Below are 16728 nucleotides of genomic sequence, written 5' to 3' on the forward strand. Positions count from 1 at the left end.
CCCGGCGTCAATCTATTGCAGCCGCGACGAAACGGATTCAAGGCGAATAAGAAAATTCTGAACCAACGGAGGAATTTCAATGAAGCCGAATGAACAGGGAACAGCAAGCGTGACAGACGCAAAGACGCAGGATGCCGTAACCGTTGTCGGGTACGCGGATCGATTCAGCGTCCAGCCCGGCCAAGCACTGAATTTTATGATCGATACGGCCAGTTCGAGTTATACCGCCAATGTGGTGCGGTTATGCGGCGGGATGCCGGATCCGGACCATTCGACCTATTTGCCGACCGAACCGGTACCCGCGGATTGCGCCGGAGAATACCCGGGACGTCGGAAGACCACCGCGATCGGCTCCTATGCCGACCTGCCGCTGCCGGAGGAATGGATGCAAGCCGGGGAATTCTCTCTTCAAATGTGGGTATATCCGACGATTCCCCAATATGGCAAGGCTCAGACGATCTGGTCTGCCAAATCCGCCGACGGTTCATCCGGGGCGGATGTGACGCTGGACAAGGACGGACATGTAACGTTTTCCTTGATCGGCGGGTGCGGTTATTCCGTTGCCGTTCGGGCCGAAGCGCCGTTGAACGGTCATGAGTGGCACTTCGTCGCCGTTCAATATTCCGGCAGCCGCGAAGAGGCCATGCTCTTCGTGAGTCAACGGGCCGGCTGGAGGCCCGACGACGGCACGCAAGTCTGCAAGGCGGCCGTGAAGCTGGACTACAGTCAAGCGGTCATCTCCAGGGTGCTGCTGGCTGCGGATTCGGACTCTGCGGCTCCAGGCGGCGTGTCCCGCCATTATAACGGAAAAATCGGAAACCCGCGTTTGTTCCAGCATTATTTTTCCGAGTCCGAGCTGCATGACATGGCGCGCGGCACGAACACGGAGCCCGATGGCGCGCATCTCATTGCCGATTATGACTTCAGCGTCGGCATATCGTCGACCCGCCTCTCCGATCGGTCGGCTGGAGGGCATCACGGGATTTTGCGCCAAGGCGGTACCCGGGCCGTGACAAGCCACAATTGGACCGGGGAGCAGACTGACTACCGGCTCGCGCCGGAACAATACGCGGCCATTCATTTTCATGACAACGACATCGAGAATGCCGGTTGGGAAGCCGACATCACGTGGCGGATCCCGCAGGATCTGCGAAGCGGCATCTATGCGCTGAAGCTGGAGGCCGAAGGCAGCGTCGATTACATTCCGTTTTTTGTGCGGCCGACGCAGGGAACGGCAACCGCTCCCGTCCTGTTCCTGGCGCCGACCAATACGTATCTCGCTTATGGCAACGAGCGGCTGTTCAAGTATGCCAAAGACTATTTGGGCGAGGATTATGTTCCTCCGGCGCAGGATGTTTATTTGGACGAGCATCCGGAAATGGGCAGCTCCATTTATGACCTGCACAACGATGGCAGCGGGGTACAATATTCTTCCCGGCTGCGCCCGCTCCTGAATATCCGGCCTCATTACCGGAACTGGCGGGCTGTGCGCCATTTCTCCGCCGATCTGTACATTACCGGCTGGCTGGAGTCGCGGGGGCAGAGCCATGACATCGCCACGGACGAAGACTTGCACCATGAAGGCGCCGATTTGCTGGGCCGTTACAAGGTAGTGATCACCGGCAGCCATCCCGAATATTGGACGCGCCCGATGATGAAAGCGCTGGAGCAGTATTTGGCGGAGGGCGGCCGCTTAATGTATCTGGGAGGCAACGGATTTTATTGGGTGACGAGTCTGGATCCGGAGCGGCCTCATCTATTGGAAGTGCGGCGCGGCAACGCCGGCTCGCGCTCCTCGGATTCTCCGCCGGGCGAACTCTTTCACAGCACGACAGGAGAGCCCGGAGGCATATGGCGTCATTTCGGTTACGTCCCTCAGCGGCTTGTCGGGGTAGGCGTGACCGCTTTGGGCGGCGGCATGGCATGCGGTTACCGCCGATTGGAAGACAGCTTCCATCCGTCGGCGCGGTTTATTTTTGAAGGCATCGGCGATGACGAGATCATTGGCGACTTCGGATACGCGGCTGGCGGGGCGGCCGGCGACGAGATCGATCGCTATGATCTCAAATTCGGCACGCCTCCGCATACGCTCTGGCTGGCCACGTCCACTGGATTCAATAATAATTACCAATTTGTGCATGAAGATCAATTAAATACGGCACCAGGTCAAGGAGGATGCGATAATCCGCTTGTACGGGCGGACATGACCTATTTCGATATCCACGGCGGGGGCGCGGTCTTCTCCGTCGGTTCGATCAACTGGGCGGGGAGTCTTGCCTGGAACGATTATGACAACAATGTCGCCCGCATTAGCGATAACGTCCTGAAGCGGATGTTGGCGGAGCACGACAGTCATGCGGCCTCAACGGCCGGGTCGAGTGCCGCGCCATCCTGATTCGTCCAGGGACAGCAGGGGGACCGGCGACGGAATAAGCTTGAGGATGGGGGAAATGAAGGATGACACGTAAACTTGCCGCGATCGTTTTGGCAACCGTGCTTGCCTGTTTTCATGTTGGCTTTCCGGCCAATTCGGCAGTCGCGGCCTCGACGAAGGCGAAAAACGTTATTTTTATGGTTCCGGACGGCTTTTCACCCGCCTATGCCGCCAGCTACCGCTTATACAAAGGCGAGCTATCCGCAATGGATTCGATGCTTGCAGGGATGGTGAGGACGTACTCGGCCAATTCCGCGTTAACCGATTCCGCCGCTGCCGCGACGGCGATGGCGACGGGGCACAAGACGAACAACGGGATGATCGGGACGACTCCGGACGGAAAACAGCGCCGTACGATTCTCGAGGCGGCGCGGGAACAAGGCAAGTCAACCGGTCTGGTCGCCACTTCGAGCATTACCGATGCGACGCCGGCCGCTTTTTCGTCGCATATCGCCTCCCGCGAGGAAGAAAGCGATATCGCACCTCAGCAGTTGGAAAATGCCGATGTCCTGCTGGGAGGGGGCAAGACCTTCTTTCTGCCCGAGTCGCTCGGGGGCAAACAAAAGTCACGCAATCTTGTGGAGGAAGCAAGGCGCAGCGGTTACACCATCGTGGAGGACCGCACTCAACTGCAGGCCGCAAAAGGCAGCAAGCTGCTCGGGTTGTTCGCGGGCGGGGACATGGCCCCCGAGCTTGATCGGGAGCATACGAATGAACCCAGCTTGAAGGAAATGACCGCGAAAGCGATCGACGTTCTCCGTCAAAATAAAGCCGGCTTTTTCCTGCTGGTGGAAGGGAGCCAGATCGATTCGGCCGGGCATTACAATGACGCCGCATGGGCCATGAAAGACACCCAGGCGTTCGAAGAGGCGGTCGCGCTGGCAATCGACTTCGCCACAAAGGACGGCAACACGTTAGTCGTTGTCGTCGGCGATCATGATACAGGAGGGATGTCGGTCGGCGGATACGGTCAGACGGATGCCAAGCTTAAAGTGCTGCATCATGTCACAGCATCCGGACTCTATATGGCCGACAAGCTGAAGGCGGACAGAAGCAATGCCGCGGAAGTCCTTAAAACGTATGCGGGCATTGATGCGACCGCAGAGGAAGCAGTCAAGATCAAGAACGCCGAAGATACGGTCCATGCCATTAACGGCATCATTAGCGAACGTGCCCTGATATCCTGGACAACCTATTTGCACACCGGCGTGGACGTGCAAATCTATGCGTTCGGTCCGGGGGCCGATTTGTTCCGGGGTTTGCACGACAATACGGATTTGCCGCTTCTCGTCGCGCAAGTGCTGCATATCGATTTTAAGCGCTAACCGCCAGAAGAAGTGAAGCTGGCCGTGAAAAGAAGGGGGCTGTCTCGCGATGAGACAGCCCCTTATTCTCAACGCTCGACTCGTCGGAAAACTGCAAATCTGCAGCTTTCTTCTATGAGGTGTACTCCGTTACAGGGAATCCTGCAAAACGGCATCAATTTCAGCCTATTACATGGTAATAAGTCAAAAAACGCCGAAAATAATGTATTTTTGCATCAATTTAATAAAATAGCGGATTAAATACAATGAAATCCTGCATCTACGCAGGATTTCATTGCCTCATGCATCATCTGCCGTTGTGCCCGCCGCCGGCTTCTCGGTTATTCCGTCTTGCCCCGCTTCCTTAAGCACCGCCTATCGGGACAGCCTCGATTTTTGCCTGAACCTCCCCGATAATTTGGCGCAACCGTCCCCGATATATTGGCGGATCCGTGCTCCTGGGGCAAGCTTGCCGTTACGCTTCCTCCAATACTCCGGCCGGCCCGAAAAACTCATAATGAATTCGTTCGGGTGCGACGCCAAGTCCGGTCAGAGCCCGGTAGACGGCCTTCATGAACGGTACCGGCCCGCAGAAGTACGCATCCGCCCGCTGCCACACCTCGGCCGGCAAGGCGGATGCCAGCCATGCCTCGTCAATGAATCCTTGGCGGTCACAAGCGTCGCCCGCTTCGGGGCGTTCGTAGCAGACGAAGCTCCGAATGCGTTCATTTGCTTCCGTCAAGGCGCGGACCTCGTCCTGGAACGCATGCACGCGGCGATGCCGTGCGGAATGAATGAAATAAACGTCCCGATCCGGCTCATGCTTTGCCAGTGTTTGCAGCATGCTCATCATAGGCGTGATGCCTACGCCGCCGCTGAGGAGCACGACCGGCGAAGCTGTGCCCGCACGCAGCGTGAAGTCGCCGGCAGGCGCCGTCAGCTCCAGCCGATCGCCTTCCTGCACAACGTCATGCAGATAGCAGGAGACGATGCCGGCAGGGGAATGATCATCGCCGCCCTCGCGCTTGACGCTAATGCGGTAGGTGTCCCCCACTGGAGCCTGGGACAGGCTGTAATGGCGCAAATGCGTATTCTCCGAACCCTCGGGCTTCACCCGTACCGTAATATACTGTCCCGGAAGATAAGAAGAGATGTCGCCGCCATCTTCCGGCTGAAGATAGAACGACGTAATGACATCCGATTCCGGCGCCTTGCGGATGACACGGAAGCTGCGGAAGCCTTCCCAGCCGCCTTCCGCCTCCGCCGCGGCCCGGTACATATCCCGCTCGACCTGGATGAAAATATCGGAGATGACGCCGTACGCCTCCGCCCAGGCTTCCAAAATGTCATCGGTCGCCGCATCTCCAAGCACATCCTTGATGGCCAGCAGCAGATGCTTCCCTACAATCGGGTAATGCTCCGGCTGAATATGGAGGGCACGGTGCTTGTGGCCGATCTGCTTCACGACCGGCATAATGTCCTCCAGGCGGTCGATATGCGCCGCCGCGGCATAAATGGCCGAGGCGAGCGCCTGCGATTGGCGGCCCTGCCGCTGGTTCGCGTGATTGAAAATATTGAGCAACTCGGGATGATTCGAGAACATCATTTCATAGAACCGCTTCGTAATCTGTCGGCCATGCGCTTCCAGAACGGGCACGGTCGACTTCACAATTTCAATGGTGCGCGGTGTCAGCATCATATCTCATCCTTTCATAAGTGAAATTCCGCAACGGAATGACTCCAGTCTAACGAAGTGATATAGATCACTATGTGATCTTGCGCACAGCAAACGTGAGATATTCGTGAACGACGGAGCATTTTCGAGATAAACCGGGAGGGAGCCGTTCAAACATGGAGCGGAGCGAGCGAGATACGGGGACAATGCGATTAATACAGGACGGAGGCGATATTCGGAGCATAGGTCCGGTAGGGCCGGAATATACATTATGATATAATACAGGTATAGCAACATGTTGCAACCCGGTATTGGTTCAAAATGCCAAATCAAAAAAAGAAAGGATCAGGATACCAATGTGTCCCCGAAGGATGCTTCCCCAAAGGACAGTCTGGAAACGTTATGATCTTTCTTACATCTAGCTTCCTCTCGCAGAGAACCGTCACTCGATGTAGACTGACTGCGAAGGAAGCGTGAAATGATGCGAAGGACCTGCTCCTCTATCTGTCTTCCCGCCGTCGGTCGAAGGACGAATCCACGAACGACGAGAGGGAACCAAGATGAGGAAAAACGAACAATTACGTCATATTGTATGGATGTTGTTAGGCTCAATGCTGTTGGCTTTCAGCTATTATCACATTAATTTTCAGAATCACCTGGCTGAAGGCGGATTTGTCGGTCTCGCGCTGATCGGAAAATATACGTTCGACTGGTCGCCCGCGCTGACCGTCCTGATGCTCGATATCCCGGTATTCATTGCCGCTTGGTTCTTCCAGGGGCGAAGGTTCATCATGAATACCGCGATGGCGACGGGAGTGTTCTCCCTTACCTATGAGCTCTGCGAGCGCTACTCGCCGTGGGTGATGAATTTCGGCAGCAATATGGTGCTGGCAGCCGTCGTATCCGGAGTGCTGACCGGCTTCGCCGCGGGAATCGTGCTCCGTCACGGAGGCGCGACGGGCGGCGATGATATCGTAGCCTTATTCATCAGCCGCTGGACGAAGTTAAGCGTCGGCACGGTGTTTATCATTATCGACATTGTGGTGCTGCTGGTCTCCTTGTTCTATTTGCCGCTGTGGGATACGTTGTATACCATTCTCGCGGTAAGCATTGGGGGCAAGGTCATTACCTGGACCGTACAGGCAGGCGTGCCGCGGCGTGCCGTACCGGTGCGTTCGCAGACGGCCGTTCACCATCAGCATGGTTAATATACAACATGAGCTAAGGCCCGTCCGATCTCTTCCCGCGGGGGAAGGACCGGACGGGTCTTTTTTTTGCGCGAAATCGGGGCCGGAATGCATGTTCGTCCAATTTTTGGCATAGGCTTGTGTCAAAGGCATATGGAAGGAGGACGACGGATGGAAGGGTTAATGAAGTCGATGCTCGATAAGCTGCCTCCGTGGGCATATCAAGTATTCGCGGTCGTCATGGCCGCGGGCATGATTTTTTATTTCGTGAAGACGCTCTACATCAATAAAAAGCTTAGCGATATGATAGCCGACGTCATGCGCCGTGACGATCGGATGCAAGATATTCAGCTCCGGATGGACGAACTGCGGAGCGCCCAGATTATGCACGAGCATACAGCCCAGCAGACGCTGTCGGCGCTGCGCGACGTGAAGCCGTTCATGGATGCGCTGAACGATATCCGGGCGATCGCGGATCCGTATGCCGTCCTGACCGAGGCGTCCTTCCTGCTGCAGCGGATGCTGGATATACTGGCCGTCGACATGAAGCTGAAGGCGGGGGGACACCACCGCTGCGGCATCTGGCTGCATGCGGATCAGATGCTGACGCTGCGCTTCGCCTCGGCGGGCTTCCCGAAGCATTATGTCGGGGAGCGCCAGCTGCATGTCGATCGCTCGGTAGCCGGGAGATCCTACCGGAAGCAGGCGATCGTGCAGAGTGCGGATGTGACGAAGGATGAGGATTGGGAGCGGAATACGGACTCCAAGAGTCCGTACCAGGCATTGATGTGCTTGCCGCTTGGCACTTACGGGGTACTCACCATCGACGGGCTGGAGCCGTTCCATGACTCCGGCCGGGCCATCGGAGAAATCTATGCGTCGCTCTCGACCGGAATCATTGCGGAGTATATCGCCGCCTACCGGAGATGGTCGCAGACCGATCACGGGAGCACCAGCTTCGGGACGTACGGAGTCATGTAAGTGCCGCTGCGGTTGTTTTCCTGTTTATTTCCGAAATAGCGCCAGCAGCAGCGACCCGACGATACATTATGATGCAGGTAACGATGGGAAAATAAAAAGTAGAGCCGCCGTTTTTGACAACGATGTCGCCCGGCAGGCGGCCGAACGGGATCCAGCGGCCCAACACGGCCCACAATAATCCGACGACGATAAGGACAATCCCTGCCCCGATCAACAGCTTCGGCATGGAAGGCATAGCGCCCACTCCTTTCTTGCGGCCGCGCCCGGCAAGCGGGGGCCAGCCTGTTCTTTTCTATAGTATACCCGCATTGGCAACCGATGCGCATTCGAGCGCAGGGACGAATTTATAAAATTCTGATAAAATCGGGTGCCAGACGGTTACAAATCGGGCAACCTTGGGTATACTAAGAAGGAAAGGCATACCCATCACAAGGAGGGGATAGAGCATGGAGCAATTCACGATCAATCTCAACCAAATTGGTGGCGCTTATCAGCAGGGCGATTGGGAGCATATCGACGCCATTTACAAGCGGGCTCGAGCGCGAATTACCCAGGGCAGCCCTGTCGTCCTCTATCGGGATACGACGAACGGTTCATTCATTACCGTGCGCGTATATGAGCAATTAAGCGAGCTGGAGGAATGGATACAGCATATGGAAGAAGAGTACGGTCTGACAGAACCCTATCTGTTATAACTGTGCTGTCAATAGAGAGCCGCCGGGCAACTGGCGGCTTTTTTGTATCCAGCGTGCCCAGAGGCACGTATCTTCTAGCCGGTGAAAGTCCGGTCGCGGGAGGAGCCAAGTCCCCGCGTAGCTAGGATACCTGCGTACGGCGAAATCTGTGCGTAGAAGCGTATCGACGAAAGTACCTGTCGGAGACAGGGCGAGCGACATACCAGGCCGTAACATAAAGTGAATCCTGCCGCGTCGTCAAAAAGGCCTCGCAAGAGGGAAGAGAGGATGCCGAGTCCCGTGGTTATGGACGAAGGCCAAGGAAGTTGCCTGGAACTTGGAGCGGCAGCGAAGAATCCTCCGGCGTAAGGGGATCGGCATGGTATGAAAGAGGATGCAGTGAACTGGGGAGACCCTCCCCTGCACGGTTTTTTTTTTCGTAAAAGGATGCTCTATAAGCCAAAAGGTGAAGTGAGCTATTCGCAGGAAGGGAGTCCGAGGGGCTCCTATTACCGAAGAACCGCAGGACAACATAACCTGCGGGAGGGAAGGAGCCCTGCTTTGTTCATGTTTCTTAAGGAGGTACGAGTCAGTGAATGCCGAACGGCTAACAACACCAAAGGAAAACGTTCAACAACTCCAAGAGAAACTAGGTCATGCGGCCAAGGAAAGCAAGAAGCGCAGATTCCATGCGCTGTACGACAAGGTCTACAGAATGGATATCCTGTGGGAAGCATGGAAAAGAGTTAGGGCCAACAAAGGGTCAGCGGGAGTGGACGACGAAACATTGACGGACATCGAGAAGCAGGGAGAGAATCATTTCCTGCAAGAATGTCACCGCATCCTTAAGGAAGGCAACTACCATCCGCAGCCTGTTCGACGGCACTACATCCCGAAGAAAGACGGGAAGCAAAGGCCGCTCGGCATACCCACTGTCCGAGACCGTGTCATACAGATGGCAACGAAGCTGGTCATAGAACCGATCTTTGAAACGGATTTTCAGGAATCCTCATTTGGGTTCCGACCGAAGAGAAGCGCGAAGCAAGCGCTCGATCGAATCCGGAAGGCATGCAACCGTAAAGGCAATTGGGTGGTCGACGTCGACATCCAAGGCTACTTCGACAACATTAATCAAGAGAAGCTTGTGAAGCTTGTGGAAATGCGAGTCAGCGACAGACGCATCTTGAAGTTAATACGGAAGTGGTTAAACGCGGGAGTAATGGAAGAAGGAAAGGTGAGGCGCTCAGATTTAGGAACACCGCAAGGCGGGGTCATTTCTCCGCTGTTAGCGAACATCTACCTAAACTACTTTGACATTCTGTGGGAACGACATGGCGGCGGGATTGGAGAACTTACGCGTTATGCAGACGACTTCGTGGTTGTGTGCAAAACGAAGAAGGACGCAGAGCGAGCCTACGAGCGGATCCGTGCGATTATGGAACGACTCGAACTCACCTTGCATCCGACCAAAACACGCATTGTCGGTCTTTGGACAGGAGAAGAAGGCTTCGACTTTCTAGGGATACATCATCGCAAGACGATGGCTGAAACCTCCAAAGGGCGGGTGTACTACACCACGCAGCAATGGTTGAACCGGAAAGCGGAAGAACGCATCCGGGAAGTCGTTAAGGAACGATTGGCTCCACCGAACATGAGACATAAGTCATTATTAGAGCATGTGAACTGGCTGAATCCCAAGATTCAGGGATGGAGGAATTACTACTATACGGCTTACAGTCAGCGTAAGATGGCAAAATTGGATTGGTACATCTTGCAAAGGTTTGCAAGATGGTACGCCAAGAAACGCCAACGTAGAAGATGGATCAGTTCGTTCCGCGAGATTAAAATCTTGACCAGTCAATTTGGACTCAAAACGCTCTTGTAATCTGCACGCACATGAATGACGAACATCGGAAAGCCGTATGAGGGAAAACCTCACGTACGGTTTGATGAGGAGGGGCAGAAAATTATCTGCCCTTTACTCTAGTAGTTAGGCGTTTAACGGAGTCCGATCCTGGGTGACGCTAATACAATACATTGTATCTTCGGTGAAAAGGAGGATAACAAATGAGCGATGGAGTTGAAGATCGCGGTTATGGCGTTGGCGGCCTCTGGACTTCGACAGGTGTCATTCTGGTTCTCTTTATTCTGCTGGTTATCGTATCCCGCGGATTTGTGTACTAATCACGGGTAAGCTCCGGGCCGCCAGTCCAGGGCTTGATGTGCGATGAGTGAATCGGGCGCGCCGGGAACAGGCGCGCTTTTTTATGTCTCGTCCAGGTTGGCATCGCTGCCTTTTTGGCCTTGACCATACGATCATCGAGGCGGGTACGACTGGGCAACGCGCAGTGGAAGCTGGCCTTATGTGAGGGCGGGGCAAGGGCTTGGAGCCGAATGAGCCGAAGATCGTCTCTTCGGCTCTGCCGTTCGGGCGGGGGTAGAGGCCTAAGGATCCCGGGGTCACGGCCGTATCGTGACGCGGGTATTGACGGGAACATAGGAAGACAACTGCAGGACATCGGCATTATGCATCCGGATGCACCCGTGGGACACTTCTCTGCCGATGGAAGACGGGTCGTTGGTTCCGTGTATGCCGTAATGCGGCTTGGACAGGCCCATCCATAATGCGCCGAACGGGCCGCCGGGATTAGACTGCTTGTTAATAATCGTAAATTCACCCGTCGGCGTTCGGGTGACCATCTTGCCGATGCCGACGGGGTAGCCGCGCACGACCCGGTTTCCGTCCAGCAAGTAAAGCATGCGGTCCGACAAATCGACAATGATGCGGTAGGACGGCAACTATATTCCCTCCTTTGCTCTACTGTATGCGCTCAGCCGCCAGCGTGAGCATGCCGGCGGGCAAAGTGGGCGGAGGCAAAATAAGGCGGGCGATCGCCTGATCTCCATAAAGACACCCGTCCGGCGCCAGTTGAACTGTGACCCGAGAGATGGACACTTTAAAAAAGTGCCCTCTCTCGGGTTTTTTGAGTTTATAATTGAATTTATTTATAGAGAACGGAGTATGAGCATGCGGTATAACGAGTCACAGATCAAAAAACTTGAAGAAAATCCAAATGTAAAGCGTGTTTCAGAGACGAATATATCTTTCACTCCAGCCTTTAAGCTTGGTGCTGTTAAAGCCTATAAGGCTGGAAAAACTCCAAGGGAGATTTTTCTTGAGGCGGGCTTTGACCTAGAGATGTTTAGTCCACATAAACCAAAGGAGAGCTTGAAGCGTTGGAGAGCTATTTACGCCGCTCATGGCGAAGCAGGTCTTCTAGAGGAACGGCGAGGTAAAGGCAGCTCTGGAAGACCCTCCAATAAGGAGCTTTCAGTCGAGGAGAAATTAAGACGTGCTGAGGCCAAGATCAAGCTTCTGGAGGTGGAGAATGAGTTTCTAAAAAAGCTGAAGGCACTAGAAAGGCAGGCGAAGCAAGACAAACGTTAAGCACATCATTGCGCTTCGAACTGATTAATCGAACCATTCGTCAATATGGCATAAAAGGATTAACTCGCCATCTCTGCAAGCTTGCTGAGGTAAGCGTTAGTGGTTATTACCGATGGCTTTCTGCCGAAGAAAGCCGTCAGCGTAAAGAGGAGGCCGACGAGAGGGATCTGCTGCTCATTAAGGCACACTTTGACCGTCTAAACGGAAAAACCGGTGCGCTCGTTATCAAAATGAATCTCGAAAACGAGGATAACGTGGTGATGAACCATAAAAAAATTCGTCGCCTCATGCGCAAATATAATCTCGTTGCAAAAGTACGTCAGGCTAACCCTTATCGGAAAATGGCTCAAGCTACCCAGGAACATAAAACGTGTGCCAATCTGCTAAATCGTCAGTTTGATCAGGGAGAGCCGGAGAAAGTGCTGCTCACAGATATAACGTACCTCAAGTACAACCATGGGCAGCAATGGGGATATCTCTCTTGCGTAAAAGACGGTTCCACGCATGAGATCCTTGCGCATTATTTGTCGACTTCGCTGGAACTGTCTCTTGTAGATCGAACGTTAGACAAGCTGTTGGAACGACTAGATGGCAATATTCATCCCGAAGCGATTCTCCATTCGGATCAAGGCATGCATTATACAAATCCTGAGTTCCAAAAACGTGTTAGAGAAACTGGATTTAGACAATCCATGTCACGAAGAGGAAATTGTTATGATAACGCACCAATGGAATCATTTTTCGGTCATATGAAAGACGAATTAGAATACAAAGATTGTACAAGCATTGACGAACTTCGTACCCGCATTAATGAGTACATTCATTTTTATAACACCGAGCGATATCAGTGGACATTAAAGAAGATGACCCCTAACCAATATAGGAGTCATCTTCTGACAGCGTAGTGTTTTTTATACTGTCCATGTTAGGGGTCACAGTTCAAGTGGCGCGAGGGGACGGGTGTTTTTTTGTTATTTCGGGAATGTGAACAGTTGGGCCTGCTGCACGTCCCTAGTGATTTTGCTGAGCTCATGCTTCGGATCTTTTTTGCTTTTCAAGACGGCGATCGTCCGTTCCTCCGCTTCCAGGCCATCCCATGCGGCATCATCCAAAATAACGATCTGATGCACGTAGCCTCGAGTTTCCCCGATGACAACATTGCCTTCATACCGGACAGGGAGACTGTAATTGCTGACAGTCTGGCTCGGAGAAGGAGACTCCGCAAAGAGAATGCCTCCATCCGCCGGAAGCTCCGGCAGCGACGAAAGCGGCGCCGATTTTTGATGTTCGATGCGCTGCAGCAATCCGGCAGCGGCCCATTTCTGAGCCGTAGACTTATCGACGATAATTCCGACCGCGCCTTCCTTGTTCGTCTTGTAGGTTTTGACCGTGTAGGCCTGGTTATCGACCAGGTTGGCTTGAATAGCCTTTACTGCCTTTTCCGTCTGCTCCCGCGTTCCGAACAGAATGAGCCCGTCCGCTTGCGGTCCGAACAGAGAACAACCTGACACCGCAAGCAACAGCATCACGGCGGCGGCTATCCTATATGTCCGCTTGCGCTTCATGCTATCACCTCTGCATCTGGAATGGACATTGTGCTTGTCCGCTTCCATCAGCATACGCGATCGGATCGCGTCGAGCCATCGAGTGAGATGACAGGGAGGTTTCATTTTTGTAAGCCGCGCGGAGCGGGTACCGTTCTTCTGGTACCACCGCACGGAAGGCATGGAGAGATAAGGGGTTATGTACGTTCGCCGGATCGCCTGCCGTGATATGACAACAGGGAACCTTGAAGAGGTTCCCTGCCTAGAGCTTAGATTGCAAAAATATGATTGCCGATTTTGCCGGTCTGCTGGCGCGACCAGATCCACTTGGACGTTGCGGTGGCCGGATTGAAATAATAAAGCGCCCCGTTCGTCGGATCCCATCCCCGCACCGCTTCCCAAGCGGCCGCATAGGCCGTACTGTCCGGCTCCAGCCAATATTGGCCGTCATCTACGGCCGTGAACGCCAGCGGCTGGAAGATGACGCCCGCTACCGTATTCGGAAATTGCGGCGATTGCAGACGGTTCATCACGACGGCCGCCACCGCGACTTGTCCGGTGTACGGCTCGCCGCGGGCTTCGCTGTAGACCGTGCGAGCAAGCATCTTCAATTCGTCAGCATTGACCGATACCCGCTTCAACGCTTTCCACGTGTTCGGGCCGGCGATGCCGTCAACCTTCAAGCCGTAGTCCTGTTGAAAACGGCGCACGGCCTGCGCTGTATGAGAACCGAATATTCCGTCCATAGGCTGACGGTAGTAATCCAGTATTTGCAGACGAAATTGCAAATCCCACACATCCCCGCTGTAGCTTCCTTGCTGGAGTGCAGGAGCGGCCGATGCCGCCGGAATGAAGGACGACAGACAAAGGATAACCGCCAAAAAAGGCAAAATAAGTTTCTTCATGCTTTTCCTCCCTTCCCCTGCATTATATAAACCGGGGAGGAGAGCCTCAATGCCAGGATATTGGTAATACAACTTCAAACTTCCAAGCGGCATACGCAATTGAACGGGAGTGCAAGATTTTATATTGCAAAATAAGTTGGAATCCGTTATGATGAAATGGCTTTCAAACAATATTTATTGTAACAAAGTGGTGTGCAGGTGTATCATAGCGATTAAAGATAAAATGATTGCTCTGAATCAATGAAAATAACCGATGAATTGAGGTCTGAACACGATGAGTATTGAAGTCGACTTTACCGATCGCTCGAAATTAAACCGAATATTAACAACAAATATTGATGATTTTATCCACATTGCGAAAGCGCTTTCGACCGAATTGAGAATCGAAATGTTTAAAAGCTTGCTGACAAGGCCGATGAACGTCGGGGAAATATCCGAGAAATTCAATATTCCTGCATCGACCGCCGCCGTAAACATCAAAAAATTGGAGGATGCGGGATTGATCAAGACGGAAATGGTTCCGGGAACGAGAGGGACCCAAAAAATTTGCGCCGCCGTCTTCAGCCGGATTGTCGTCGATTTTGCGTATTTCAACCCGGCGCCATCCGAGTCTTGCGCCCTCGTTGCGGTACCGATTGGCCATTACGTCGATTCCGATGTGCAGCCGACATGCGGCATGTTAAGCGAAAAATCGATTATCGGCGAAATGGACGAGCCGCGGTCGTTTTTTGAACCGGAACGTATCGATGCTCAGCTGATCTGGTTTAAAAAAGGATATTTGGAATACCGCTTCCCGAATCGTGCCCCGCGAGGCACGAAGATTTTGCGTTTGGAATTGACGATGGAGATTTGTTCGGAAGCGCCCCTCCATAACCTGGATTGGCCTTCAGATATAACTTTATGGATTAACGGAAAGGAGTTGGGGACCTGGACAAGTCCCGGCGATTTCGGCGGAGAACGCGGACTGCTTACCCCGTATTGGTGGGGCAGCGAAAATACGCAGTACGGGCTGCTCAAGACGTGGAGCACGAACGGGGACGGGTCGTTCATCGACGGAAGAAAAATTTCCGAAGTGCAGATCAACGATCTGGAAGCGGACGACACGCCTTATATTACGGTCCGTATCGGCGTCAAGCCGGATGCTGAAAATGACGGCGGGATCAATTTGTTCGGCAAAAAGTTCGGCAACTATGAAACCGATTTGCAGATGAGAATTTACTACGAGAATCAGTCTGAATGAAGGGGTGGTTGCGCACGACGGGAAGATGGCAGACCGTATGGCTTGAAGCGGTCCATGCGACAAGAATCGGAACGGTCAATATCATCCGAATGTCGATCAAGGAGAGGTAACGCTGGAATGGGAAGTGGAGGGCGATTACCGGGAGAAAACAGTTGACCTCCGGATCTCGTTCAAAGGCGAGCTGATCGCAGCGGATCGCATCCAGCTGCAATCCGCTTATACGAAGAGAGCAATCGATCTATTCAACCGTCATATTTTCAGAACGCCATTTCATCACATGGGCTGGACCTGGACGCCGGAAACGCCGAATCTGTTCGACGTTACCTTCGAACTGAAGCAGGGCGACGATGTGCTCGATCGCGTAGAATCTTACTTTGGCATGAGAAAAATTCATACCGAAAACGGTATGGTTTATTTGAATAACAAGCCTTATTACCAGAAGCTGGTGCTCGATCAAGGCTATTGGCCGCAGGGATTATTGACGGCGCCAAGCGACGACGATTTGAAGAAGGATATCGAGCTGGCGAAGCAAATGGGCTTCAACGGCTGCCGCAAGCATCAAAAGGTGGAGGATCCGCGCTTCTTGTATTGGGCAGATGTATTGGGATTTATCGTGTGGGGCGAATGCGCGGCGGCGGCCTCCTTCAGCGAGAGCGCCGTAGCCCGATTGACTCGGGAGTGGATCGAAATCGTGGACAGAGACTATAACCATCCTTCCATCATCGTATGGGTACCGATCAATGAGAGCTGGGGAATTCCGATGGTCCAGAGCTGTGAACAGCAGCAGCATCACAGCTTGGCGATGTATCATTTGCTTCATTCTTTGGATACGACGCGGCTCGTCATTTCGAATGACGGTTGGGAGCAGACGACAACCGATATTTGCGCGATTCATAACTATTCTCACGGGGGGCAGGAGGAACCGGAGAAATACGAGTACTATAAACAATCCCTTGCCACCAAAGAACAAATTTTGCAGGCTCAGTTGGCCAAGCGCCGAATCTATGCGAACGGCTTTGCCCATCAAGGCGAACCGATCCTGTTGACGGAGTTCGGGGGAATTGCCTACAAGCTTGGCGGCGACGAGGGGTGGGGCTATACTTCCGTGAGCAATGAGCGGGATTTCGTGCAGGATTACCGCAGAGTGATCGAGGCCGTCTACGCTTCCCGCGTGATCCATGGATTCTGCTATACGCAGCTGACGGACGTCGAGCAGGAGATCAACGGGTTATTGACTTACGACCGGAAGCCCAAGTGCGACTTGAACGAAATCCGGAACATCCATGAGATGTGGAATCAAGAGATTGTCGAGCACTAAGGGGGAAGGAGCTGATCG

General features: G+C 53.6%; 15 protein-coding genes. 10 read left to right on the plus strand and 5 right to left on the minus strand.

What is annotated here, in order from left to right; genetic code table 11:
• The first annotated feature begins 79 nt into the window (after positions 1 to 79).
• Positions 80 to 2395 (plus strand): LamG domain-containing protein, encoded by a 2316-nt coding sequence (locus tag NNL35_RS13250; protein WP_254553405.1) that lies wholly within the window; start codon positions 80 to 82, stop codon positions 2393 to 2395.
• Positions 2396 to 2457: 62 nt separating this feature from the next.
• Complete coding sequence (locus tag NNL35_RS13255; RefSeq protein WP_254553406.1) at positions 2458 to 3759, plus strand: alkaline phosphatase; 1302 nt, start codon at positions 2458 to 2460, stop codon at positions 3757 to 3759.
• Between the two features lie 454 nt (positions 3760 to 4213).
• On the opposite strand, the gene hmpA is transcribed toward NNL35_RS13255, so the two are convergent.
• Entirely contained in the window at positions 4214 to 5434 is a 1221-nt protein-coding gene (gene hmpA, locus NNL35_RS13260) for an NO-inducible flavohemoprotein (RefSeq protein WP_254553407.1), read from the minus strand.
• A gap of 539 nt (positions 5435 to 5973) precedes the next feature.
• On the opposite strand from hmpA, the gene NNL35_RS13265 reads away from it, so the two are divergent.
• Together NNL35_RS13265 and NNL35_RS13270 are read left to right on the plus strand one after the other, a co-directional pair.
• Positions 5974 to 6621, plus strand: a complete 648-nt coding sequence (locus NNL35_RS13265; protein WP_240764842.1) for a YitT family protein — start codon at positions 5974 to 5976, stop codon at positions 6619 to 6621.
• 150 nt (positions 6622 to 6771) lie between these two features.
• Positions 6772 to 7581: a GAF domain-containing protein gene (locus NNL35_RS13270; protein ID WP_254553408.1), complete on the plus strand. Its 810-nt coding sequence runs from the start codon at positions 6772 to 6774 to the stop codon at positions 7579 to 7581.
• On the opposite strand, the gene NNL35_RS13275 is transcribed toward NNL35_RS13270, so the two are convergent.
• Positions 7574 to 7816 carry a DUF2905 domain-containing protein gene (locus tag NNL35_RS13275; protein ID WP_254553409.1) on the minus strand — a complete coding sequence of 81 codons (243 nt, stop codon included), beginning with the start codon at positions 7814 to 7816 and terminating at the stop codon, positions 7574 to 7576. The two genes, NNL35_RS13270 and NNL35_RS13275, sit on opposite strands and share 8 nt — an antisense overlap.
• Before the next feature lie 211 nt (positions 7817 to 8027).
• On the opposite strand from NNL35_RS13275, the gene NNL35_RS13280 reads away from it, so the two are divergent.
• From NNL35_RS13280 to NNL35_RS13290, 3 genes are all read left to right on the plus strand, one after another.
• The gene (locus NNL35_RS13280; protein ID WP_254553410.1) at positions 8028 to 8276 is read left to right on the plus strand and encodes a hydrogenase maturation factor; all 249 of its coding nucleotides are present in this window, start codon (positions 8028 to 8030) and stop codon (positions 8274 to 8276) included.
• A gap of 571 nt (positions 8277 to 8847) precedes the next feature.
• Complete coding sequence (gene ltrA, locus NNL35_RS13285) at positions 8848 to 10140, plus strand: group II intron reverse transcriptase/maturase (RefSeq protein WP_254553411.1); 1293 nt, start codon at positions 8848 to 8850, stop codon at positions 10138 to 10140.
• Positions 10141 to 10322: 182 nt separating this feature from the next.
• Complete coding sequence (locus NNL35_RS13290) at positions 10323 to 10439, plus strand: sporulation protein YjcZ (protein WP_193372680.1); 117 nt, start codon at positions 10323 to 10325, stop codon at positions 10437 to 10439.
• A 276-nt stretch (positions 10440 to 10715) separates the two neighbouring features.
• Here NNL35_RS13290 and NNL35_RS13295 read toward each other — a convergent pair whose 3' ends face one another.
• Positions 10716 to 11054, minus strand: coding sequence for a L,D-transpeptidase (locus NNL35_RS13295; RefSeq protein WP_254553412.1), 339 nt, complete (start codon positions 11052 to 11054; stop codon positions 10716 to 10718).
• A 223-nt stretch (positions 11055 to 11277) separates the two neighbouring features.
• On the opposite strand from NNL35_RS13295, the gene NNL35_RS13300 reads away from it, so the two are divergent.
• A protein-coding gene (locus NNL35_RS13300) for an IS3 family transposase (RefSeq protein ID WP_254553413.1) occupies positions 11278 to 12608 on the plus strand; the annotation gives its coding sequence in 2 pieces (ribosomal slippage) (positions 11278 to 11668 and positions 11668 to 12608; 1332 coding nt in all).
• 66 nt (positions 12609 to 12674) lie between these two features.
• On the opposite strand, the gene NNL35_RS13305 is transcribed toward NNL35_RS13300, so the two are convergent.
• Together NNL35_RS13305 and sleB are read right to left on the minus strand one after the other, a co-directional pair.
• A complete protein-coding gene (locus tag NNL35_RS13305) occupies positions 12675 to 13268 on the minus strand; it encodes a lipoprotein BA_5634 family protein (protein ID WP_254553414.1) in 594 nt (197 codons plus the stop codon).
• A gap of 248 nt (positions 13269 to 13516) precedes the next feature.
• Positions 13517 to 14152: a spore cortex-lytic enzyme gene (sleB, locus tag NNL35_RS13310; protein WP_006675325.1), complete on the minus strand. Its 636-nt coding sequence runs from the start codon at positions 14150 to 14152 to the stop codon at positions 13517 to 13519.
• A gap of 274 nt (positions 14153 to 14426) precedes the next feature.
• On the opposite strand from sleB, the gene NNL35_RS13315 reads away from it, so the two are divergent.
• Positions 14427 to 15392, plus strand: coding sequence for an ArsR/SmtB family transcription factor (locus NNL35_RS13315; protein ID WP_254553415.1), 966 nt, complete (start codon positions 14427 to 14429; stop codon positions 15390 to 15392).
• A 124-nt stretch (positions 15393 to 15516) separates the two neighbouring features.
• Positions 15517 to 16710, plus strand: coding sequence for a glycoside hydrolase family 2 TIM barrel-domain containing protein (locus NNL35_RS13320; RefSeq protein ID WP_254553416.1), 1194 nt, complete (start codon positions 15517 to 15519; stop codon positions 16708 to 16710).
• Positions 16711 to 16728 lie beyond the last annotated feature (18 nt).

The organism is Paenibacillus dendritiformis, assembly GCF_945605565.1.
Classification (GTDB): Bacteria; Bacillota; Bacilli; order Paenibacillales; family Paenibacillaceae; genus Paenibacillus_B; species Paenibacillus_B dendritiformis_A.

Bases quoted from the DNA above. Each gene is read 5' to 3' on its own strand.
- NNL35_RS13255 (WP_254553406.1), top strand. From the start codon at position 2,458: ATGACACGTAAACTTGCCGCGATCGTTTTGGCAACCGTGCTTGCCTGT.
- NNL35_RS13270 (WP_254553408.1), top strand. From the start codon at position 6,772: ATGGAAGGGTTAATGAAGTCGATGCTCGATAAGCTGCCTCCGTGGGCA.
- sleB (WP_006675325.1), bottom strand. From the start codon at position 14,152: ATGAAGAAACTTATTTTGCCTTTTTTGGCGGTTATCCTTTGTCTGTCG.
- NNL35_RS13265 (WP_240764842.1), top strand. From the start codon at position 5,974: ATGAGGAAAAACGAACAATTACGTCATATTGTATGGATGTTGTTAGGC.
- NNL35_RS13250 (WP_254553405.1), top strand. From the start codon at position 80: ATGAAGCCGAATGAACAGGGAACAGCAAGCGTGACAGACGCAAAGACG.
- NNL35_RS13290 (WP_193372680.1), top strand. From the start codon at position 10,323: ATGAGCGATGGAGTTGAAGATCGCGGTTATGGCGTTGGCGGCCTCTGG.
- NNL35_RS13280 (WP_254553410.1), top strand. From the start codon at position 8,028: ATGGAGCAATTCACGATCAATCTCAACCAAATTGGTGGCGCTTATCAG.
- NNL35_RS13275 (WP_254553409.1), bottom strand. From the start codon at position 7,816: ATGCCTTCCATGCCGAAGCTGTTGATCGGGGCAGGGATTGTCCTTATC.
- NNL35_RS13305 (WP_254553414.1), bottom strand. From the start codon at position 13,268: ATGAAGCGCAAGCGGACATATAGGATAGCCGCCGCCGTGATGCTGTTG.
- hmpA (WP_254553407.1), bottom strand. From the start codon at position 5,434: ATGCTGACACCGCGCACCATTGAAATTGTGAAGTCGACCGTGCCCGTT.
- NNL35_RS13315 (WP_254553415.1), top strand. From the start codon at position 14,427: ATGAGTATTGAAGTCGACTTTACCGATCGCTCGAAATTAAACCGAATA.